At 63.4% G+C, this 20,320-nt stretch carries 18 protein-coding genes and 1 other RNA gene; 13 read left to right on the top strand and 6 right to left on the bottom strand.

Annotation, left to right across the window (positions count from 1 at the left end; all coding sequences use genetic code 11):
- Positions 1-24: 24 nt before the first annotated feature.
- The 3 genes from P3R82_RS25430 to P3R82_RS25420 are packed head-to-tail and all read right to left on the bottom strand — an operon-like array spanning position 25 to position 2,108.
- Entirely contained in the window at positions 25-729 is a 705-nt protein-coding gene (locus P3R82_RS25430) for a YafY family protein (protein WP_183900807.1), read from the bottom strand.
- A gap of 9 nt (positions 730-738) precedes the next feature.
- Entirely contained in the window at positions 739-1,701 is a 963-nt protein-coding gene (gene nudC, locus P3R82_RS25425; protein ID WP_283195795.1) for an NAD(+) diphosphatase, read from the bottom strand.
- Positions 1,698-2,108, bottom strand: a complete 411-nt coding sequence (locus P3R82_RS25420; RefSeq protein ID WP_283195794.1) for an HIT family protein — start codon at positions 2,106-2,108, stop codon at positions 1,698-1,700. The genes nudC and P3R82_RS25420 overlap by 4 nt, the downstream gene beginning before the upstream one ends.
- Positions 2,109-2,197: 89 nt before the next feature.
- Here P3R82_RS25420 and ffs point away from each other — a divergent pair.
- The 3 genes from ffs (at position 2,198) to P3R82_RS25405 (ending at position 4,568) form a co-directional block, all read left to right on the top strand.
- An RNA gene (gene ffs / locus P3R82_RS25415) (signal recognition particle sRNA small type) lies at positions 2,198-2,294 on the top strand.
- 47 nt (positions 2,295-2,341) lie between these two features.
- Positions 2,342-4,222, top strand: a complete 1,881-nt coding sequence (locus tag P3R82_RS25410) for a DNA polymerase III subunit gamma/tau (RefSeq protein WP_283195793.1) — start codon at positions 2,342-2,344, stop codon at positions 4,220-4,222.
- Positions 4,223-4,244: 22 nt separating this feature from the next.
- Positions 4,245-4,568: a YbaB/EbfC family nucleoid-associated protein gene (locus P3R82_RS25405; protein ID WP_183900803.1), complete on the top strand. Its 324-nt coding sequence runs from the start codon at positions 4,245-4,247 to the stop codon at positions 4,566-4,568.
- A gap of 106 nt (positions 4,569-4,674) precedes the next feature.
- Here P3R82_RS25405 and P3R82_RS25400 read toward each other — a convergent pair whose 3' ends face one another.
- Entirely contained in the window at positions 4,675-5,292 is a 618-nt protein-coding gene (locus P3R82_RS25400; RefSeq protein ID WP_283195792.1) for an MOSC domain-containing protein, read from the bottom strand.
- A 56-nt stretch (positions 5,293-5,348) separates the two neighbouring features.
- Between P3R82_RS25400 and recR the strand changes: the two genes are divergently transcribed.
- Positions 5,349-5,954 (top strand): recombination mediator RecR, encoded by a 606-nt coding sequence (gene recR, locus P3R82_RS25395; RefSeq protein WP_183900801.1) that lies wholly within the window; start codon positions 5,349-5,351, stop codon positions 5,952-5,954.
- Between the two features lie 173 nt (positions 5,955-6,127).
- Positions 6,128-7,393, top strand: coding sequence for a lytic murein transglycosylase (locus P3R82_RS25390; protein ID WP_283195791.1), 1,266 nt, complete (start codon positions 6,128-6,130; stop codon positions 7,391-7,393).
- A gap of 3 nt (positions 7,394-7,396) precedes the next feature.
- Here P3R82_RS25390 and P3R82_RS25385 read toward each other — a convergent pair whose 3' ends face one another.
- Positions 7,397-9,049 carry an MFS transporter gene (locus tag P3R82_RS25385; protein WP_283195790.1) on the bottom strand — a complete coding sequence of 551 codons (1,653 nt, stop codon included), beginning with the start codon at positions 9,047-9,049 and terminating at the stop codon, positions 7,397-7,399.
- A gap of 210 nt (positions 9,050-9,259) precedes the next feature.
- On the opposite strand from P3R82_RS25385, the gene rimP reads away from it, so the two are divergent.
- The 6 genes from rimP (at position 9,260) to truB (ending at position 16,548) form a co-directional block, all read left to right on the top strand.
- Positions 9,260-9,865 (top strand): ribosome maturation factor RimP, encoded by a 606-nt coding sequence (gene rimP, locus P3R82_RS25380; RefSeq protein ID WP_047506543.1) that lies wholly within the window; start codon positions 9,260-9,262, stop codon positions 9,863-9,865.
- A gap of 61 nt (positions 9,866-9,926) precedes the next feature.
- The gene (gene nusA / locus P3R82_RS25375; protein ID WP_018899111.1) at positions 9,927-11,531 is read left to right on the top strand and encodes a transcription termination factor NusA; all 1,605 of its coding nucleotides are present in this window, start codon (positions 9,927-9,929) and stop codon (positions 11,529-11,531) included.
- Positions 11,531-12,220, top strand: a complete 690-nt coding sequence (locus P3R82_RS25370) for an RNA-binding protein (protein WP_283195789.1) — start codon at positions 11,531-11,533, stop codon at positions 12,218-12,220. The genes nusA and P3R82_RS25370 overlap by 1 nt, the downstream gene beginning before the upstream one ends.
- Before the next feature lie 102 nt (positions 12,221-12,322).
- On the top strand, positions 12,323-15,088 hold the full coding sequence (gene infB / locus P3R82_RS25365) for a translation initiation factor IF-2 (protein ID WP_283195788.1): 2,766 nt from the start codon (positions 12,323-12,325) through the stop codon (positions 15,086-15,088).
- Positions 15,089-15,195: 107 nt separating this feature from the next.
- Positions 15,196-15,603: a 30S ribosome-binding factor RbfA gene (rbfA, locus tag P3R82_RS25360; protein WP_018899114.1), complete on the top strand. Its 408-nt coding sequence runs from the start codon at positions 15,196-15,198 to the stop codon at positions 15,601-15,603.
- Positions 15,604-15,615: 12 nt separating this feature from the next.
- Positions 15,616-16,548, top strand: a complete 933-nt coding sequence (gene truB, locus P3R82_RS25355; protein WP_283195787.1) for a tRNA pseudouridine(55) synthase TruB — start codon at positions 15,616-15,618, stop codon at positions 16,546-16,548.
- Between the two features lie 106 nt (positions 16,549-16,654).
- Here truB and gstA read toward each other — a convergent pair whose 3' ends face one another.
- Positions 16,655-17,263, bottom strand: a complete 609-nt coding sequence (gstA, locus tag P3R82_RS25350; protein WP_283195786.1) for a glutathione transferase GstA — start codon at positions 17,261-17,263, stop codon at positions 16,655-16,657.
- A gap of 267 nt (positions 17,264-17,530) precedes the next feature.
- On the opposite strand from gstA, the gene rpsO reads away from it, so the two are divergent.
- Together rpsO and pnp are read left to right on the top strand one after the other, a co-directional pair.
- Positions 17,531-17,800, top strand: a complete 270-nt coding sequence (gene rpsO / locus P3R82_RS25345; RefSeq protein ID WP_026283114.1) for a 30S ribosomal protein S15 — start codon at positions 17,531-17,533, stop codon at positions 17,798-17,800.
- Positions 17,801-18,127: 327 nt separating this feature from the next.
- The gene (pnp, locus tag P3R82_RS25340) at positions 18,128-20,266 is read left to right on the top strand and encodes a polyribonucleotide nucleotidyltransferase (RefSeq protein ID WP_283195785.1); all 2,139 of its coding nucleotides are present in this window, start codon (positions 18,128-18,130) and stop codon (positions 20,264-20,266) included.
- The last annotated feature ends 54 nt before the right edge of the window (positions 20,267-20,320 follow it).

Here is a 20,320-nt window from a genome sequence, read left to right as displayed (position 1 = left end):
ACATTAGACTCATATGCTGTCAGTTTATGGCAGTAGTGTTTGCCGGTCGCGCGGCACGATTTCGCGGTCGCTCCATTCCCGCAGCAGGATGGCGCGCCGGCGCGGATATCGCGTGTCCTGCGGGATCATCTCGACGATGCGGTCGGTGCGGAAGTGCCGGTAATCCTGTCTAAGCTCGCACCAGGCCACGATCATCCGGACCTGCTCTGTATAGCTGATGGCGAAGGGCCAGACGTTTCGGATGGAGACCGCGCCGCTTTCATCCGTATAGGTAAGCTTCAGCACCCGCTCGCCGCGGATCGCCTTGCGGATCACGCCCATGTCGGCCTTGCTTGAAATCGGCGGGCGCATGTGGATCAGGAGGGGCGAGGTCTCGATCTCGTCGCGGATCTCGCGCGGCAGTACCTCGGCGATCTTTGCCAGAGCATCGGCGCCGGCTGCCGCCAGCCTCGGATCGGCCGCCCGCGCCACCCATCGCGATCCCAGTACCAGTGCCTCGATCTCGTCTTGCGAAAACATCATCGGCGGCAGCATGAAGCCGGGTCTCAGGATGTAGCCGAGTCCCGGTTCGCCTTCGATGTCGGCGCCCTGCGCCTGCAGGCTGGCGATATCGCGGTAGAGCGTGCGGATGCTGACGCCGGTCTCCTCGGCCAGCACCGCGCCAGTCACCGGCCGCCGGTAGCGGCGTAGCGTCTGCAACAGGGTCAGCAACCTCTCGGAGCGCGCCATTCCGTTGACTTACCGGTTGTTCCACTCCACCCAGTCGCGCATCAGGCGATGGGCGATGGCGCCCTTCGGCGGTGGCGCCTTGCCGGTCGTGCCGGGACGCTCGAGCATCTCGATCGTCTCCTCGCGGGTAAACCAGCGGCAGTCCTCAAGCTCCTGCTCGTCACGGGTGATGTCGCGTGACTTGGCCTCGGCGTAGCAGCCGATCATCAGCGTGTGCGGCATCGGCCAGGGCTGCGAGGCGTGATAGCGGACGCGCCCCGTGCGGATGCCGGATTCCTCCAGCGTCTCGCGGCGCACGGCGTTCTCGATGGTTTCGCCGGGCTCCACGAAGCCGGCGAGACAGGAATACATGCCCGGCGCGAAATGCGGACCGCGCCCGAGCAGGCAGAGATCGCGCTCCTCGTCGATGGTAAGCATGATCACGACGGGGTCGGTGCGTGGGAAGATCGTGTGCTGGCAGGCGTTGCAGACGCGCTTGTAGCCGCCGATATGCATCTCCATCGTGGAGCCGCAGCGGCCGCAGAACCTGTTGTCGCCGTTCCAGCGGATCAGGCTGGCGCCCTGCGCGAATTCGCCGAGCAGCACCTCGTCGAGCAGCATGTCGCGATAGAGCGACCGGCCGTCGGCGGGCTTGTATTGGCTGGACAACTCCTCTTCCGGCACGGCGACCGGCACCGCCAATCTGGGCTCGCCGGTCTTGCGGTAGCCGAGCAGGATCGTCTCGTCCCAGTTGGGCTTGAGATCGGTCAGCTCGTAGCGCGCGAACAGCGGGTCGAGCACCTGGCCGTCATGTTTCAGGACCAGCTTGTCGCCGGTAAAGGCGAAGATATGGGTTCCATCTTTGGCGAGCGCCTCGTCCACCGAGCTTTCGTTGCGATGCTCGGAATCGCGGATCAGGTCGTTGGCGGCGAATGCCGTCAGATTGCTGGGCTCGGGATGGGGTACATCCGTCTCGAAAAGCGAACGACTCATGATGAAAGGGCTTCCCGCATCGTCTCAATGAATTGGTTTCGTTTCGCGTCCTCATAAGCCTCCGCCTTGCCGTAGCCCCAGATCGGGCCGGGCCAGTTCGGATCACCCTCGAAGCGCGCGACGACATGAACATGAAGCTGGCGGACGATATTGCCAATAGCCGCGACATTGATTTTTGTCGCCCCGGTCACCTTCTTCAGGGCCGTCGAGGCAAGCTCCGTCTCAAACGTCAGCATCACCTGGTCGAGCGGCGTCAGCTCGAAAATCTCGGTGATATCGGCGCGCTGCGGCACGAGGATAAGCCATGGCCAGCGACAGTCCCTGGCGAGCCGAAAGTCGCAGAGGCCGGTTTTCAGGATACTGATGCTGTCATTGGCCAGCCGGTGGTCGAGTTTGAAAGCGTCCAACGGGTATTCCTCCAGAGTTTTCCATAGGCTAGCAGTTTTTTCGGAGCTTGGCTTGCTTTTGATCGCGATATTGCCGATATGTGCCTTCGGGAGGTTGGTGGTGGACGAGCCACTCGCCAACCGGGTCAGGTCCGGAAGGAAGCAGCCCTAACGAGCCAGGCACGGGTCATCGTGCCAGCCTCCCACCCTTCTCTCCATCCTTTGCCCGAAGAGTTCGGGCGTTAAGCAGGGCGATGAGCGACACCGAGCGACAATCACCAGATGCCGCCTCGACGGGCACCGGATACCGGGTGCTGGCACGCAAATACCGCCCCAAGGATTTCACGGATCTGATGGTCGGCCAGGAGCCGATGGTCCAGACCCTGACCAACGCGTTTGAGACCGGCCGCATCGCGCAGGCCTACATGCTGACCGGCGTCCGCGGGGTCGGCAAGACGACGACCGCCCGCATCCTGGCGCGCGCGCTGAATTACAAGACCGCCGAGATCGACAAGCCGACGATCGACCTGCGCATCCCCGGCGAGCATTGCCAGGCGATCATGGAAGGCCGTCATGTCGATGTCATCGAGATGGACGCCGCCTCGCATACCGGTATTGACGATATCCGCGAGATCATCGAGCAGGTGCGCTACCGTCCGGTTTCGGCGCGCTACAAGGTCTACATCATCGACGAAGTGCACATGCTCTCGACGCAGGCCTTCAACGGCCTGTTGAAGACGCTCGAGGAGCCGCCGGAGCATGTGAAGTTCATCTTCGCCACGACTGAAATCCGCAAGGTGCCGATCACGGTGCTGTCGCGCTGCCAGCGCTTCGACCTGCGCCGCATCAGTGCGTCCGATCTCGTCGGCCTGTTCACCACGATCGCATCGAAGGAAGGCATCGAGGCCGAGCCCGATGCGCTGGCCATGATCGCCCGCGCCGCCGAAGGTTCGGCGCGCGACGGCCTGTCGCTGCTCGACCAGGCGATTGCCCATGGCGGCGGCGCGGTGCTGGCCGAATCGGTGCGTGGGATGCTCGGTCTCGCCGACCGCGCCCGCATCGTCGATCTCTTCCAGCACGTCATCAAGGGTGACGTGGCCGCGGCTCTCGGCGAATTCGAGAGCCAGTACGAGGCCGGCGCAAATCCGGTGGCGGTGCTCACCGATCTTGCCGATTTCACTCATCTGGTGACGCGTTTGAAATACGTGCCGGATGCCGCAAACGACCCATCGCTCAGCGAAATCGAGCGCACCAAGGGCGCGGAGTTCTCGCAAGGCGTCGCCGTCACGGCGCTGTCGCGCATCTGGCAGATGCTGTTGAAGGGCATTCCGGAGGTGGAGGCATCCTCGCGCCCGTCGGGTGCCGCCGAGATGGTGCTGATCCGCCTGGCGCACGCCGCCCACCTTCCCGCTCCCGAGGACGCGGCCCGCCGGCTTGCGGAATTCTCCGAAAACAACGGCGGCGCACGTTCGCCCTCATCGTCGGGCAATGGCGGTGGAAATGGCGGCGCGACGGTCAGCTACCAGGGCAATGTCATGGCCCGCGCCGCCGAAGCAACAGCGCCACGTCCGCAGCCAGCTGGCCCGACCGCCATGCTGCGCGTCGTCCCGAACGCCGATCCGCAGACGATGGCCGTCGGGCGCACCGAGGCCAAACCCGCCGATGCGCCGAAACCATTGGTCTCGGTCAATTCGGTCGGCGATATCGCCAATCTGGCCGGCGAAAAACGCGATGTGAAGATCAAGGCGCTGGTGCGCAATTTCGTGCGACCGGTGCGCGTCCAGCCCGGCATCCTGGATGTCAACCTGGCCGAAGGCGCGCCGGGAACGCTGCTGAACGAGCTTGCGCTCAAGCTCAAGGAATGGACCGGCATTCACTGGATCGTCAGCCTCAGCCGCGAGGCCGGCCAACCGACCATGGTGGAAGCCGAGGCCAACGCCAAGGCGCAGCAGGTGAGCGACGCCAGGCAGGACCCCGACGTGGCGGCCATCCTCTCGCAGTTTCCGGGCGCCAAGATCATCGACGTTCGCGTCCGCGCGCCGGAACCGGAAGAAGAGGAAGGTCCCGTGCAGGCGCCGGCCACCGCCGAATCCGAAGAGGGCGATATCCTGCCCGGCGACGACATAGAATTCTGAGACACCAAGAAGGAGCAAGACGATGCGCGACATCATGGGCATGATGGGCAAAGTCAAGGAAATGCAGGCCAAGATGGAGCAGATGCAGGCGGAGATCGCCTCGCTCACGGCCGAAGGCAAGTCTGGCGGCGGCCTCGTGACCGTCGTCGTCACCGGCAAGGGCGAGATGCAGAGCCTGAAGATCGATCCGTCGCTCTTCAAGGAAGACGACGTCGAAATTCTCGAAGACCTGATCGTCGCCGCCCACAAGGATGCCAAGGAAAAGGCCGACGCGGTTGCCGCCGAAAAGACCAAGGCGTTGACGGCAGGCCTCCCGATCCCGCCCGGCTTCAAGATGCCGTTCTGATCATTCGCTCGAATGTGGATTTGCAAGCGCCGGCACCCTCGGGTGGCCGGCGCTTGTCGTTTGCGCGGGTGAAAGCGGGGGAAGACGAAACCCGCGTCCCGTCCGCTCACGGTGCCGCATCGAGACTGTCGCGCAGCTTGTAGTGGATCGGCGCGGCCAGATAGCGGGCACGGTCTTCGGACGAAAGCCGCTTGCCGAATGTCGCCATCATCTCCGGCATCGTCACCCGCGCACCCTCGAATGGCTGCCAGTCCACCCGCTCTCCTGTTGTCACCGTGCCCGGAGCGATCACCCGGCAATAGATGCCGGGGCGCCCGGCGCGGGTGTAGCGCTTGACGAACGAGGGATCGCCCATGCGCGCCGCGAAGGTGGCGCAGGGAATGCGCGCCGAGGTGACCTCGAGAACAAGATCGCCGGCTATGAACCGATCGCCGACCGCCACCATGGTGTTGTCGAGCCCGTCGATGACGAGGTTTTCGCCGAAGGCGCCGGGTTCGATCGTGCGGCCGAGCTCCGCCGACCACCAGTCGAGCGTCAGTGATCCCTCGACATAGACGGCCTGATCGACGCCGCCATGGTGCTTGCGGTTGCAGATCGCGTCGCCCAGCAGTCCCTCCGCGTCCACCAGCACGCCGCCGCTGATGGCGTGCTTGTTGATGCCGGTCTTGTAGCTCTTGCCCGGCAGTCTTTCCGCGTTGCCGATGCAGACGGCGAGGATTTTCATGGCGAGCGCTTTTCTGTCCGTTTCCGTTTTCGAGACATATGGGCTAAGAACCCGATATGGCAAAGCGAGTCACCGGCCCCGAAATCGAAAAACTCATCCAGCTGCTGGCGAAGGTGCCGGGCCTCGGCCCACGCTCCGCGCGCCGCGCCGCGCTTCATCTGATCAAGAAGAAGGATCAGCTGCTCGGGCCGCTGGCAAGCGCGATGGGCGAGGCGCACGACAAGGTCAAGATCTGCTCGCGCTGCGGCAATGTCGATACCTCCGACCCCTGCACCGTCTGCACCGACGACCGCCGCGACCAGTCCGTCATCATCGTCGTCGAGGATGTCTCCGATCTCTGGGCGCTGGAGCGCGCGGCGGCGCTCAATGCCGCCTATCACGTGCTCGGCGGCACGCTTTCGCCGCTCGATGGCGTCGGCCCGGATGATCTCAACATCAAGGGCCTGATCGAGCGCGTCACGGCCGGCGGCATCAAGGAACTGATCATCGCCGTCAACGCCACCGTCGAGGGGCAGACGACAGCACACTATATAACCGACCAGCTGGCTGGGCTCGATGTGAAGATCACGCGACTGGCGCATGGCGTGCCTGTCGGCGGCGAGCTCGATTATCTCGACGAGGGCACGCTGACGGCGGCGCTTCGGGCGCGGACGACGATATGAGGGGAGATGAGGTGAGGGGAAATTTGATGCCGTCCGAGATCCGCCATACCCCCCTCTGCCCTGCCGGGCATCTCCCCCACAAGGGGGGAGATCAGCTGGGCGCAATCGCTCGTTCCACCTTCATTGGTTGGCTGAGAGCAAGCAACGATTCGATCTCCCCCCTTGTGGGGGAGATGCCCGGCAGGGCAGAGGGGGGTATCGCACGGCACGCCCTTGCCGCGCTCTGCTTCCTCCTCGCAACCTCGAATGCAGCCCACGCAGCCCCCTCGAAAGCCGAAGTTGAAGCCCAGTTCCAGCGCTGGGTACAAACCGACCTCTGGCCGGAAGCGCAAAAGGGCGGCATATCCGAAAAGACCTTCAAGGCCGCATTCTCAGGCGTCACGCTCGACTGGTCGCTGAACGACCTCGCTCCTCCCGGCTTCCCGCCGCCGAAGGAGCAGAAGCAGACGCAGGCCGAGTTCTCCTCGCCGGCGCCCTATTTCAACGATGACCGGCTGAAGCGCCTCGCCGTCACCGGCCGCACTTTCCAGACGCAATACGCCTCGACGCTGAAGAAGATCGAGAAGACCTATGGCGTGCCCGGCTCGATCGTGCTCGCCATCTGGGGTCGCGAGACCGGCTTCGGCGCCGCCAAGATTCCGAATTCGGGCATCGAGGTACTGGCCACCAAGGCCTTCATGTCCACCCGCAAGGAAATGTTCCGCACCGAACTGATCGCCGGCCTGCACATTATCGATGGCGGCGACGTCACGGCGGCCGATTTCAAGGGATCGTCGGCGGGCGCGCTCGGCCAGCCGCAGTTCATGCCGACCAGCTACCTCAAATACGCCGTCGATATCGATGGCGACGGTCACCGCAACATCTGGACCTCGGTTCCCGATACGCTGGCCTCGATCGCCAATTTTCTGGTCAAGAAGGGCTGGCAGCGCGATCGCGGCTGGGGCTACGAGGTGACGATCCCCGAAAACGTCTCCTGCGCGCAGGAGGGCCCCGATCTCGGCAGGCCGATCGCCCAGTGGGCCGCGCTCGGCATCAGCGGCACATCCGGCAAGGCCTTCCCGTCCAGGGAGATGAACGCCAAGGGCATGATGATGGTGCCGGCCGGCCGCGACGGCCCGGAATTCCTGGTGACGCCGAATTTCTACGTCATCAAGGAATACAACAATTCCGATCTCTACGCGCTCTACATCGGCAACCTCGCCGATCGGATTGCCTATGGGGCCGGCGCATTCCAGGGTGCCTGGGGCGATGTCGGCAAGATGCTGCGCTCCGATGTCGCCACCATGCAGAGGGCGCTGGAGAAGAAGGGCTACGACGTCGGCGGTTCCGATGGCCTGCCCGGCTACAAGACGCGCCGCTCCATCGGCCAGTGGCAGGAAAAGAGCGGCATGAAGCCGACCTGCTATCCCGAGGCGCAAATGATCGGCAAGCTCAACTAAGCATCAATGATGCAGGTCGATATGCGCCTTGAAGAACAGGTCGTCGCTCGGCGGAATGGCCTGCCGCTCGATCATCCGGTGCACATGCGGTCCCGCCTCGCCACGATGCAGCGCCCTTAGCCGGTCGGTGTTTTCGCCGTCCACCTGTGTTCGTCGCTGGTTGTGGCGGATATATTCGACCCAGGTCGGCGTGTGGTAGGTCTCGGTCCATGAGCCGGGCTTCTCCAGGTCGCGCATCAGCGCCCAGTTGCGTGCGCCGTCGCGGATGCGGATGCGCCGCCGCTCGCCCATCAGCATCAGGAATTCCGGCACGTCGCTGTCGTCGATCTCGTAATCGACCTGGATGACGACGGGCCCGCTGCGTGGCGTGATGTCGAGCCCGAGCGAGGGCTCCGTGAAGCGGTTGAGCGGATCGAGGTTGAGCGAGGCGAAGGCCGGCATGGCGAATTTCAGCCCGATGACGATACCGAACAGCATGACGCCGGCCGACAGGAGCAGCGCGTTGGCGACGCCGTAATTGTCTGCCGCGATGCCCCAGATCCAGCTTCCGCCGGCAATCCCGCCGAAGGTCACGGTCTGGTAGAGCGATAGCGCCCGGCCGACCACCCAGCGCGGCGTCGAAAGCTGCACGATGGTGTTGAACAGCGACAGCGCCAGAACCCAACAGGCGCCCGAGATCACCAATCCCAAGCAGGTGACCGCCGAAATCGGGCTGAAGGCGGCAATCGCGGCGCTGAGCGCGAAGCCGGCAAACGACAGGCGCACGATCGTCTCGCTGGAGAAGCGCTCGCGCAGCCTTGCGTTCAGCACCGCGCCGCCGATGGCGCCGATGCCGAAGGAGCCGAGCATCAGGCCGTAGGTGAGGGGACCGCCGACCACCAGCTCCAGCGCCACGATCGGCAGCAGCGCGAGGATCGAGCTGGCGCTGATGCCGAAGATCAGCCCGCGCAGCATGACTTTCTGCAGGTTGGGCGACATCGAGATGTAGCGCAGCCCGGCGAAGATGGCGCTGCCGAGCGCCTCGCGCGGCAGTGTCGTCGCGGGGTAGGTCGGCTTCCAGCGCAACAGCGCGTAGATCAGCGCGAAGTAGCTCATCGTGTTGACGGCAAACGCCGCTGCCGCACCTGCCGCCGCGACGATGATGCCGCCGATCGCCGGCCCGACGCTGCGGGTGATGTTGAAGCCGACGCTGTTCAGCGTCACCGCGCCGGGAAGATCGGCGCGCGGAACCATGTCTCCCACCGAGGCCTGCCAGGAGGGATTGTTGAGCGCCGTGCCGCAGCCGAGCAGGAAGGTGAAGAACAGGAGCAGCCAGGGAGAGAGGATCCCGAAGAAGGCGAAGACGCTGAGCAGCGCCGAGACCGCCAGCATGAAACACTGCGCCGTCAGCATCACCCGCCGTCTGTCGAAACTGTCGGCCAGCGCGCCCGAGACCAGCGAGAAGAGCATGATAGGAAGCGCCGTGGAGGTCTGCACCAGCGCCACCATGTCGCCCGAGGCGGTGATCATGGTCATCATCCATGCGGCACCCACCGCCTGGATCAACCCGCCGAAATTGGAGGCGATGCTGGCGAACCAGATGGTGCGGTAGGTCTCGTGCCTGAGCGGTGCCAGTGTCGATGATGTATAGGCCACGATTCCTCCGTCGAATGCCATGCGCTGCGGCAAGCTATATAAGCGAACAGGCGATCAAGGCCACCGCCCGCCCGCCACGACCGCGCCGCGCCGCCGATGGAGCTTGCAATTTCGCGGAAACGGGCCTATATGGCTCTCAAATCTTGATCGCATTGATGAGGAGTGGGCCGCAAGGACCCGCTCTTTTTTATTACCGCGATCGCCCGAAAATATCGCTTAGGAGCGCATCGCTTGTCGGATTCGACGAACGCAGACAATGAACTTGAGCCGCGGCTGATCACCGAGACTGGCCTCGACCAGCGCCTCGCCGCCATCATCGAGCCCGTCCTCATCGACCTCGGCTATCGCCTGATCCGCGTGCGCATGCTCAACCAGAACGGCGCCACCATGCAGATCATGGCCGAGCGCAACGATGGAACCATGGACGTCGAAGGCTGCGAGGAGGTCTCGGTGGCCGTTTCTCCGGTTCTCGATGTGGAAGATCCGATCGATAAAGAGTATCATCTGGAAGTGTCGTCGCCCGGCATCGATCGCCCGATGGTGCGAAAGTCCGATTTCGTGCGCTGGCAGGGCCATCTGCTGAAGTGCGAGACCTCGATCATCGTCGGTGGTCGCAAGCGCTTCCGCGGCAAGATCGTTTCCAGCGACGTCGATGGCTTCACGCTCGAGCGTGACGAGGCTCCGGCCGGCGAGGAAAAGGCGATCGTCATTCCGTTCACGGCGCTTGCCGATGCGAAACTCATTCTGACCGACGATCTGATCCGTGATGCCCTGCGCGCCGACAAGCTGGCGAAGGCAGAGGCCGCGAACCAGAACGAAGCGGAAGACGAAGAATAAACCGATCAACTTGTGGCGCCGGGCAAGGGAAAGCCTGGACGCCTAGACGGAGACAAAACACATGGCAGTCAGTGCGAACCGGCTCGAACTTCTGCAGATCGCAGATGCAGTCGCCCGCGAAAAGGTCATCGACCGCGAGATCGTGCTCGCCGCGATGGCGGACGCGATCCAGAAGGCGGCGCGCTCGCGCTACGGCACTGAATCCAACATCCGCGCCGACATCAACCCGAAGACCGGCGAAATCCGCCTGCAGCGTCTTCTCGAGGTTGTCGAGGCTGCCGAGGACTACTCCACGCAGATCCCGCTCGAACTGGCGCGCGACCGCAACCCGGACGCAGCCCTTGGCGACTTCATCGCCGATCCGCTGCCGCCGATGGATTTCGGCCGTATCGCCGCCCAGTCCGCCAAGCAGGTCATCGTCCAGAAGGTTCGCGAAGCCGAGCGTGATCGCCAGTTCGACGAATTCAAGGATCGCGTCGGCGAAATCGTCAACGGCACCGTCAAGCGCGTCGAATACGGCAACGTCATCGTCGACCTCGGCCGTGGCGAAGGCATCATCCGTCGCGACGAAATGATCCCGCGCGAAAACGTCCGCTATGGCGATCGCGTCCGTGCATACGTATATGACGTTCGTCGCGAACAGCGCGGCCCGCAGATCTTCCTGTCGCGCACGCATCCGCAGTTCATGGTCAAGCTCTTCACCATGGAAGTGCCTGAAATCTACGACGGCATCATCCAAGTGAAGTCGGTTGCCCGCGATCCGGGTTCGCGCGCCAAGATCGCCGTCATCTCGAACGACAGTTCGATCGATCCTGTTGGTGCCTGCGTCGGTATGCGTGGTTCGCGCGTTCAGGCCGTTGTCGGCGAGCTCCAGGGCGAAAAGATCGACATCATTCCGTGGAGCCAGGACCCGGCGACCTTCGTCGTCAACGCCCTGCAGCCGGCCGAAGTCGCCAAGGTCGTTCTCGATGAGGATGCCGAGCGCATCGAAGTCGTGGTTCCGGACGAGCAGCTGTCGCTGGCCATCGGCCGCCGCGGCCAGAACGTTCGCCTCGCTTCGCAGCTGACCGGCTGGGATATCGACATCATGACGGAAGCCGAGGAATCGGAACGCCGTCAGAAGGAATTCAACGAGCGCACCAACCTGTTCATGGATTCGCTCGACGTCGACGAAATGGTCGGCCAGGTTCTGGCCTCCGAAGGCTTCGCCGCCGTTGAGGAACTGGCTTACGTCGAACTCGACGAAATCGCCTCGATCGATGGCTTCGACGAAGACACCGCGCAGGAAATCCAGACCCGCGCCCGCGAATATCTCGAAAAGCTCGAAGCCGAGATGGACGAGAAGCGCAAGGCGCTCGGCGTATCCGACGAACTGCGTGGCATCGACGGCATGACCGCCCAGATGATGGTTGCCCTCGGTGAGGACGGCATCAAGACGATGGAAGACTTCGCCGGCTGCGCAGCCGACGATCTCGTCGGCTGGAGCGAGCGCAAGAACGGCGAGACCAAGAAGTTCGAGGGCCTGTTCTCGAAGTTCGACGTTTCGCGCGTCGAAGCCGAACAGATGGTCGTTCAGGCCCGCCTCGCGGCTGGCTGGATCACCGAGGAGGACCTTGCGAAGGAAGCGGAAGCTGAAGAAGCTCCCGAGGCCGAGCAGGAAGTTTAATGTCTGCGCGTGAGCCTACCGTTTCTCCTGAGGACGACGATCTTGCAGGTTATGACGTGAATGGTCGCATGTGCATCGTGACGCGCGAAAGCGGATCGCCGGATGAGCTGATCCGCTTCGTCGCCGCTCCCGATGGGACGGTGGTGGCCGACCTGAAGCGTCAGCTTCCGGGTCGCGGCTGCTGGGTGAAGATCGACCGCACTCTGGTCGACAAGGCGGTGGCGAAGAAATCCTTCGCCCGCGCCCTGAAAACGGATGTGAAGGCGGCCGCCGATCTCGGTGAAACCGTCGACAAGCTGCTGATGCAGCAACTGATGCAGATGATGAACATGGCCCGCAAGGCCGGACAGTTCATCACCGGCGCCTCGAAGGTGGATGCCGCGATCCGCAGTGGCGCGGCCCTTGCCGTGTTCCATGCAACGGACGCGGCGGCCGATGGCGTGAGAAAGATCGACCAGGCTCGCAAGGCCTGGCACCTCGGAATGGAGACCGAGGAGGAAATACCTTCCTACCGACTCTTCTCGGAGAGCGAAATGGAAGGCCTGATGGGTCAGAACGCTTTTATCCATGCTGCAGTGCTTGCAGGGCAGGCGGGTGAGGGTGTAGTGAAGCGCGCAAAGATGCTCGAACAGTACCGCAACGGCGGTCAGTCCCGGGCAGCGGGCGGCGCTGGCCGGCAAAAACAATGATACGGTCACCGGACTTGTCCGGACCCGGTATCATTGATCGACATTACTTGATTGACAGGGCCTGATGACGTCATCGCTCCCTGTCCGAAGGAACGGGAACGAATGACCGATAGCAATGACGACAAGACACTGAACGGCCCGGGCAAGAAGACTCTGACCCTGAAACCGTCGGGCGTAAGCCAGGGCACCGTGCGCCAGGATATGGGCCGCGGTCGCACCAAGGCGGTCGTTGTCGAAACCCGCAAGCGGCGCCCGATGCGCCCGGAAGACGAACAGCGCCCGATCACCCCGGTGACGGCACCGGCAGCGCCCGCCCGCGCCGCCGAGCCCGCCTCCGCGCCTGCCGCACAGTCGGCGGCGCCTGCGCCCGCGCCGGCGCCTGTCCAGGCCCGTCCGACGCAGCCCCAGCAGCCGCAGCGCTACAACCAGCCGAGCGGCCAGCAGTATAACCGTCCGCAGCAGCCTTCGCAGGCGCCGCGCCAGCAGGATCGTCCGCGTCCGGTGGTTCTGAACCATCTGTCGCCGGAAGAGATGGACGCGCGCCGCCGTGCGCTCGCCATGGCCCAGGTTCGCGATGCCGAGGATGCGGTTCGCCGCGCCGAGGAAGAAAAGCGCCGCGCCGCCGAAGAGATCGTCCGCCAGGCCGCTGCCGCCGAGGAAGCCAAGCGCCTTGCCGCAGAGGAAGCCGCACGCGCCGCTGAAGCCGCCGCCGCTCCGCCGGCACCCGCCGCCCCAGCCGCTGCCGAAGCTCCGCGCCCGCAGGCCGCCGCACCGGCCGTACGCCGCACCGACGCACCGTCGGCTGCCCGCCCGGCTCCAGGCGCTGCACCCGCCGGCGCTCCCGGCGTCCGTCGCCGCGAGAATGAAGACGATGATCGCGGTGCGCCGCGTGGTGGCGCTCCGGCGCGTGGCCGCGTCGTGCGTCCGGAACCGGCAAAGCCGGTTACCGCGCGTCCGAAGGGCGACGATGGTCGCCGCCAGGGCAAGCTTACGATCACGGCTGCCAGCACGGATGACGACGGCAACAACCGTGGCCGCTCGATGGCCGCCATGCGCCGTCGCCAGGAAAAGTTCCGCCGCAGCCAGATCCAGGAAACCCGCGAAAAGGTTGTCCGCGAAGTCATCCTGCCTGAGACCATCACCATTCAGGAACTGTCGCAGCGCATGTCCGAACGCGCCGTCGACGTCATCAAGTACCTGATGAAGGAAGGCCAGATGATGAAGCCGGGCGACGTCATCGACGCCGACCTCGCTGAACTCATCGCCGGCGAATTCGGCCACACCGTCAAGCGCGTTTCGGAATCCGACGTCGAAGAAGGCATCTTCGACCGGGCCGACGATGCCGGCGAAATGGTATCGCGTCCCCCGGTCGTCACCATCATGGGTCACGTCGACCACGGCAAGACCTCGCTGCTCGACGCCATCCGTCAGGCAAACGTCGTCTCGGGCGAGGCCGGTGGCATCACCCAGCACATCGGTGCCTATCAGGTCGAACAGAACGGCCAGAAGATCACCTTCATCGACACCCCCGGCCACGCCGCCTTCACGGCCATGCGTGCCCGTGGTGCGCAGGCAACCGACATCGCGATCCTCGTGGTCGCGGCCGACGACAGCGTCATGCCGCAGACGATCGAATCCATCAGCCACGCCAAGGCGGCCGGTGTTCCGATCATCGTGGCGATCAACAAGATCGACAAGCACGAAGCCAACCCGGACAAGGTCCGTCAGCAGCTTCTGCAGCACGAAGTCTTCGTTGAATCGCTCGGCGGTGAAGTGCTCGACGTCGAAGTGTCGGCGAAGAACAAGACCAACCTCGACAAGCTGCTCGAAGCCGTCCTCCTGCAGGCCGAAATCCTCGACCTCAAGGCCGACCCGACACGTACTGCCGAAGGTATCGTCATCGAAGCCCAGCTCGATCGCGGTCGTGGTGCGGTTGCGACCGTCCTCGTCCAGAAGGGCACGCTGAAGCCCGGCCAGATCATCGTTGCCGGCGATCAGTGGGGCCGCGTTCGCGCGCTCGTCACCGACAAGGGCGACCATGTCAAGGAAGCGGGTCCGGCCATGCCGGTCGAAGTGCTCGGCCTGTCCGGCACGCCTGCTGCCGGTGACAAGTTCGCCGTCGTCGAAAACGAGAGCCGTGCTCGCGAGATTTCCGAATATCGCCAGCGTTTGGCCCGCGACAAGGCGGTTGCCCGCCAGACCGGTCAGCGCGGTTCGCTCGAACAGATGATGAGCAAGCTGCAGAACACCGGCTTCAAGGAATTCCCGCTGCTCATCAAGGGCGACGTGCAGGGTTCCATCGAAGCGATCATCGGTGCTCTCGACAAGCTCGGCACCGACGAAGTGCGGGCCCGTATCGTCCATTCGGGCGCCGGTGCCATCACGGAATCGGATCTGGCGCTTGCCGAATCCTCCGACGCCGCGATCATCGGCTTTAACGTCCGTGCCAACGCACAGGCACGTGTCGCCGCTGAACGCGCAGGCATCGAGATCCGCTACTACAACATCATCTACGATCTGGTGGATGACGTTAAGGCAGCGATGTCGGGTCTGCTCACGCCGGAGCGCCGCGAAACCTTCCTCGGCAATGCCGAGATCCTCGAGGTGTTCAACATCACCAAGACCGGCAAGGTCGCGGGTTGCCGCGTCACCGAAGGCAAGGTCGAACGTGGTGCTGGCGTCCGCCTCATCCGCGACAACGTCGTCATCCACGAAGGCAAGCTCAAGACGCTCAAGCGCTTCAAGGACGAAGTATCGGAAGTTCCTGTCGGTCAGGAATGCGGTATGGCCTTCGAGAACTACGAAGACATCCGCGCGGGCGATGTCATCGAGTGCTTCCGCGTCGAGCATATCACCCGTACGCTCTGATCGTGCGAGACTAGAATTGTGGACGGGCGCCGGATCATATGAGGCCGGCGCCCGAACCTTTTGAGGCCCCGGACTTTTGTGGCCCCAGATTTTTGAGGCAAAGAACAATGGCAACAAAAACCTCGACAGCACAGTCGCAGCGCATGCTGCGCGTCGGCGAGCAGGTCCGCGCCGCGATCACCCAGGTCCTGCAGCGCGGTGAAGTGCGCGACGACCTCCTGGAAAAGACCGTCATCTCCGTGTCCGAAGTGCGCATGTCGACCGACCTCAAGGTCGCGACCGCCTTCATCACGCCGCTCGGCGTATCGGATCACGAGACGGTCATCACGGCGCTCAACCGCCACGCCAAATTCATCCGCGGCCGTCTCGGCCCGCATCTCCGGCAGATGAAATTCATGCCCGAGATCCGCTTCCGCGACGATACGAGCTTCGACAACTACAAGAAGATCGACGAGCTGCTGCGCTCGCCCGAGGTCATGCGCGACCTCGAGGACGGCGATACCGACGAAAAGTAACAGAAGAGCCTTATGTCCAAACCACGCAAGCCCAAAGGCCGCCCGATTTCGGGCTGGCTTATCCTTGACAAGCCCGTCGACTTTGGCTCGACCGAAGCCGTCTCCAAGATCAAGTGGCTGTTCAAGGCGCAGAAATGCGGCCATGCCGGCACGCTCGATCCGCTGGCTTCAGGCATGCTGCCGATCGCGCTCGGCGATGCGACCAAGACCGTTCCCTACGTTATGGACGGCCGCAAGATTTACGAATTCACCGTGACCTGGGGCGAACAACGCTCGACCGATGATCTCGAGGGCGAGGTCATCGAGAGCTCCGACAAGCGTCCGACCGAAGACGAGATACTGGCGCTGCTGCCGAACTACACCGGCGTCATCAGCCAGGTCCCGCCGCAGTTCTCCGCCATCAAGATCGCAGGCGAGCGCGCCTATGACCTCGCCCGTGAGGGTGAGACGGTGGAGATCCCGTCGCGTGAGGTCGAGATCTACCGCCTGACGCTGCTCGAATGCGAGAACGAAAGCACCGCGCATTTCGAGGTCGAGTGCGGCAAGGGCACCTATGTCCGTGCGCTCGCCCGCGATTTCGGCCGCGATCTCGGCTGCTTCGGCCATATCTCCGGCCTGCGCCGCAGCTTCGTGGCACCGTTTGCCGAGGAGACGATGATCCCGCTCGCCGAACTCGTTGCGCTGGAAAAAATTCAGGATGACGAGGAACGGCTGGCAGCACTCGACGCGCTTCTGATCGATACCAGCGAGGCGTTGTCCTCGCTGCCGCATCTGATCGTCAACGACGACCAGGCCCACCGCCTGAAGATGGGCAACCCGATCCTGGTGCGCGGCCGCGATGCGCCGGTGGAAGAAAGCGAAGCCTATGCCACGGCCCGCGGCAAGCTGATCGCCATCGGCGAAATCGGCCAGGGCGAGTTCCGCCCCAAGCGCGTCTTCGGATAAAGCATGTCGCGCAAAAGTGTGCAGCGGTTTTGCGGTATCGACATGCGATAAAACAAAGGCTCTAATGCTCAATGCGCGCGGCCTGAACCGCGCGCATCTCTCGTAATCAGATCAGGCCTTCGGCCTTCATGGTCGCCTGGACCGACGGGCGGGCGGCAACGCGCGCGACGTAATCCTTCAGCTTCGGCCACGCGTCCAGCGAAACGCCCGTGGGCTTCGTCCAGCTGGTCACGACGAATGCGTAGGCGTCGGCTACGGTGAAGCTCGGGCCGGTCAGATAGTCGCGACCGTCGGCGAGGAGCGATTCCAGCCACGCGAACTTCTTCTGTAGCACCTCGCGCGCCGCGTCCTTTTCCGCATCGGTCTTGCCGGGATGGAAGAGCGGGCTGAACGACTTGTGCAATTCCGAGCCGACGTAGCTCAGCATTTCCTGAACGCGGGCGCGGGCCAGCGTGCCGGTCGGCGGGGCGAGCTCGGTGGCGCCGTTGGCATCGGCGACATATTGCAGGATCGCCGGACCTTCGGTCAGGACCTCGCCGTTGTCGAGCTGGAGCGCTGGTACCGCGCCCTTGGGGTTGATCGCAAAGAAGTCGCCGCCGCTTTCCATGACCTTCGTCTTGGTGCTGACCTTCTCGATCTCGAAAGGCTTGCCGATTTCATGAAGGACGATGTGGGATGCCATGGAGCAGGCGCCGGGGGCATAAAAGAGTTTCACGCAAATTCCTTTCTGGAAACAGACTTGGCTGGCGCAGGTGATAGTCGATCGCTCTGCCCGCGCAACCAGGATTTTGCGTGATCCTGTCTTTTTGATCGCGGCTCCGGATTGGTAAGGCGGCGGTTAAAACTCCGCTCTTCCCTTCACCCGTGGGATATTGTATAGGCAGCGCCAGCATCAGGCTTTGCTTGAATGCCTTCGCGGCCAAAGCTGGACGACATCCCGGCTTTTGGCGACCTTATCTCCTCTCATCGAAAGGAACATCCGATGTCGATTACTGCTGAGCGCAAGACGGCACTTATCAAGGAATACGCAACGTTCGAAGGCGACACCGGTTCGCCCGAAGTGCAGGTTGCGATCCTCACCGAGCGCATCAACAACCTCACGGAACACTTCAAGGGCCACAAGAAGGATAACCATTCCCGCCGTGGCCTGCTGACGATGGTTTCGAGCCGCCGCTCGCTTCTTGACTACCTCAAGAAGAAGAACGAAGGCCGTTACACCAAGCTGATCACCAGCCTGGGTATCCGCCGCTAAGGCTTTTCGGCGGGCGCTCCTTGTGGACGCCCGCCGCATTTGTTTCCGGGGAACGTTTTCTCCAAACCGCAATCCGCCATAGGCGTTTGCGGGACTGCCCGCGGACCCGGATGGGCCGGATCCGCAAAACCAACCGTTGACCTGTCATGGGGCAGGATTGCCGGATGCTTTCGGCCAAGGCGCACACCTTGGCCCGGCTCTTTCTCCGAGAGAGCCGACGATGCAAAGCCTCCCGTTGTCTTGCCCATGATGCGTCATCAACAATTGCGGTCGTCTGCGCCGTGCCCCAGGGCCAATGGCGCGCCTCCGCATTGAAGGACAAGACATATGTTCGACACTCATTCCGTGGAAATCGAGTGGGCAGGCCGCCCGCTGAAGCTCGAAACCGGCAAGATCGCCCGTCAGGCTGACGGCGCCGTTCTCGCGACCTACGGCGAAACCGTGGTTCTCGCCACCGTCGTTTCCGCCAAGGCGCCGAAGCCGGGCCAGGACTTCTTTCCGCTGACCGTCAACTACCAGGAAAAGACCTATGCGGCCGGCAAGATCCCCGGCGGCTACTTCAAGCGCGAAGGCCGCCCGTCGGAAAACGAAACGCTGGTTTCGCGCCTGATCGACCGCCCGATCCGCCCGCTTTTCCCTGAAGGCTACAAGAACGACACGCAGGTCGTCGTCACGGTTATCCAGCACGACCTGGAAAACAACCCCGACGTTCTGTCGATGGTTGCCGCTTCTGCTGCCCTGACACTCTCCGGCGTTCCCTTCATGGGCCCGGTCGGCGGCGCGCGCGTCGGCTACATCAACGGCGAATACGTCCTGAACCCGCATCTCGACGAGATGGACGAGTCGATCCTCGACCTCGTCGTCGCCGGTACGCACGACGCCGTTCTGATGGTTGAATCCGAAGCCAAGGAACTGAACGAAGAAGTCATGCTCGGCGCCGTCATGTTCGGCCATCGTGGTTTCCAGCCGGTTCTCGACGCGATCATCAAGCTCGCCGAAGTGGCTGCCAAGGAGCCGCGCGACTTCCAGCCGGAAGACTTCTCCGAACTCGAAGCCGAAATGCTGAAGCACTTCGAAGCCGAGCTGCGCACCGCCTACAAGAACACGCAGAAGGCCGAGCGCTACGCTGCCGTCGACGCCGTCAAGGCCAAGGTCAAGGCCCGCTTCTTCCCGGAAGGCGAAGAGCCGAAGTACACCGCCGAAGTCATCGGCGCGATCTTCAAGCACCTGCAGGCCAAGATCGTTCGCTGGAACATCCTCGACACCAAGAGCCGCATCGACGGCCGCGACCTCGAGACCGTTCGCCCGATCGTATCGGAAGTTGGCCTCCTGCCGCGCACCCACGGTTCCGCGCTCTTCACCCGCGGTGAAACGCAGGCGATCGTCGTTGCCACGCTCGGCACCGGCGAAGACGAACAGTACGTCGACAGCCTGACGGGCATGTACAAGGAGCGCTTCCTGCTCCATTACAACTTCCCTCCCTACTCCGTTGGCGAAACCGGCCGCATGGGCTCTCCGGGCCGTCGCGAAATCGGTCACGGCAAGCTCGCTTGGCGCGCCATCCGTCCGATGCTTCCCTCGGCTGAGCAGTTCCCCTACACGCTGCGCGTCGTCTCCGAGATCACCGAGTCCAACGGCTCGTCCTCGATGGCAACCGTCTGCGGCACCTCGCTCGCTCTGATGGACGCCGGCGTTCCTTTGGCTAAGCCGGTTGCCGGTATCGCCATGGGCCTGATCCTCGAAGGTGACCGCTTTGCCGTTCTCTCCGACATCCTCGGAGACGAAGACCACCTCGGCGACATGGACTTCAAGGTTGCAGGTACCGCCGACGGCATCACCTCGCTGCAGATGGACATCAAGATCGCCGGTATCACCGAAGAGATCATGAAGGTCGCTCTCGGCCAGGCACAGGGTGGTCGCACGCACATCCTCGGCGAAATGTCGAAGGCGATCTCCGAAGGCCGTTCGCAGCTCGGCGAATTCGCTCCGCGCATCGAAGTCATGAACATCCCGGTCGACAAGATCCGTGAAGTCATCGGCTCCGGCGGCAAGGTCATCCGCGAAATCGTCGAAAAGACCGGCGCCAAGATCAACATCGAAGACGACGGCACCGTGAAGATCGCCTCTTCCTCGGGCAAGGAAATCGAAGCGGCCCGCAAGTGGATCCACTCGATCGTTGCCGAGCCTGAAATCGGCGTGATCTACGAAGGCACGGTCGTCAAGACCGCCGACTTCGGCGCCTTCGTCAACTTCTTCGGCGCCCGCGACGGCCTCGTCCACATCTCGCAGCTCGCTTCAGAGCGTGTTGCCAAGACCCAGGACGTCGTCAAGGAAGGCCAGAAGGTTTGGGTCAAGCTCCTCGGCTTCGACGAGCGCGGCAAGGTCCGCCTGTCGATGAAGGTTGTCGACCAGGCGACCGGCCAGGAAATCCCTGCCGACAAGAAGAAGGAAGAAGCAGCCGAGTAAGCTGCGCCTTCCCTAGACTTCATGGGCGCGGGGTAATTTCCGCGCCCTTTTTGT

This window comes from Rhizobium sp. AN80A, assembly GCF_030053015.1.
Lineage (GTDB): Bacteria > Pseudomonadota > Alphaproteobacteria > Rhizobiales > Rhizobiaceae > Rhizobium > Rhizobium metallidurans.
The sequence above is the reverse complement of the archived record's forward strand: the minus strand, read 5'-3'. Positions and strand labels throughout refer to the sequence as shown.

Coding starts and splice junctions, on each gene's coding strand:
- P3R82_RS25430 (WP_183900807.1), bottom strand. CDS start 729: ATGGCGCGCTCCGAGAGGTTGCTGACCCTGTTGCAGACGCTACGCCGC.
- P3R82_RS25370 (WP_283195789.1), top strand. CDS start 11,531: ATGTCTGCGCGTGAGCCTACCGTTTCTCCTGAGGACGACGATCTTGCA.
- P3R82_RS25400 (WP_283195792.1), bottom strand. CDS start 5,292: ATGAAAATCCTCGCCGTCTGCATCGGCAACGCGGAAAGACTGCCGGGC.
- P3R82_RS25405 (WP_183900803.1), top strand. CDS start 4,245: ATGCGCGACATCATGGGCATGATGGGCAAAGTCAAGGAAATGCAGGCC.
- P3R82_RS25385 (WP_283195790.1), bottom strand. CDS start 9,049: ATGGCATTCGACGGAGGAATCGTGGCCTATACATCATCGACACTGGCA.
- nusA (WP_018899111.1), top strand. CDS start 9,927: ATGGCAGTCAGTGCGAACCGGCTCGAACTTCTGCAGATCGCAGATGCA.
- infB (WP_283195788.1), top strand. CDS start 12,323: ATGACCGATAGCAATGACGACAAGACACTGAACGGCCCGGGCAAGAAG.
- nudC (WP_283195795.1), bottom strand. CDS start 1,701: ATGAGTCGTTCGCTTTTCGAGACGGATGTACCCCATCCCGAGCCCAGC.
- pnp (WP_283195785.1), top strand. CDS start 18,128: ATGTTCGACACTCATTCCGTGGAAATCGAGTGGGCAGGCCGCCCGCTG.
- rbfA (WP_018899114.1), top strand. CDS start 15,196: ATGGCAACAAAAACCTCGACAGCACAGTCGCAGCGCATGCTGCGCGTC.
- truB (WP_283195787.1), top strand. CDS start 15,616: ATGTCCAAACCACGCAAGCCCAAAGGCCGCCCGATTTCGGGCTGGCTT.
- rpsO (WP_026283114.1), top strand. CDS start 17,531: ATGTCGATTACTGCTGAGCGCAAGACGGCACTTATCAAGGAATACGCA.
- recR (WP_183900801.1), top strand. CDS start 5,349: ATGGCAAAGCGAGTCACCGGCCCCGAAATCGAAAAACTCATCCAGCTG.
- P3R82_RS25390 (WP_283195791.1), top strand. CDS start 6,128: ATGCCCGGCAGGGCAGAGGGGGGTATCGCACGGCACGCCCTTGCCGCG.
- P3R82_RS25410 (WP_283195793.1), top strand. CDS start 2,342: ATGAGCGACACCGAGCGACAATCACCAGATGCCGCCTCGACGGGCACC.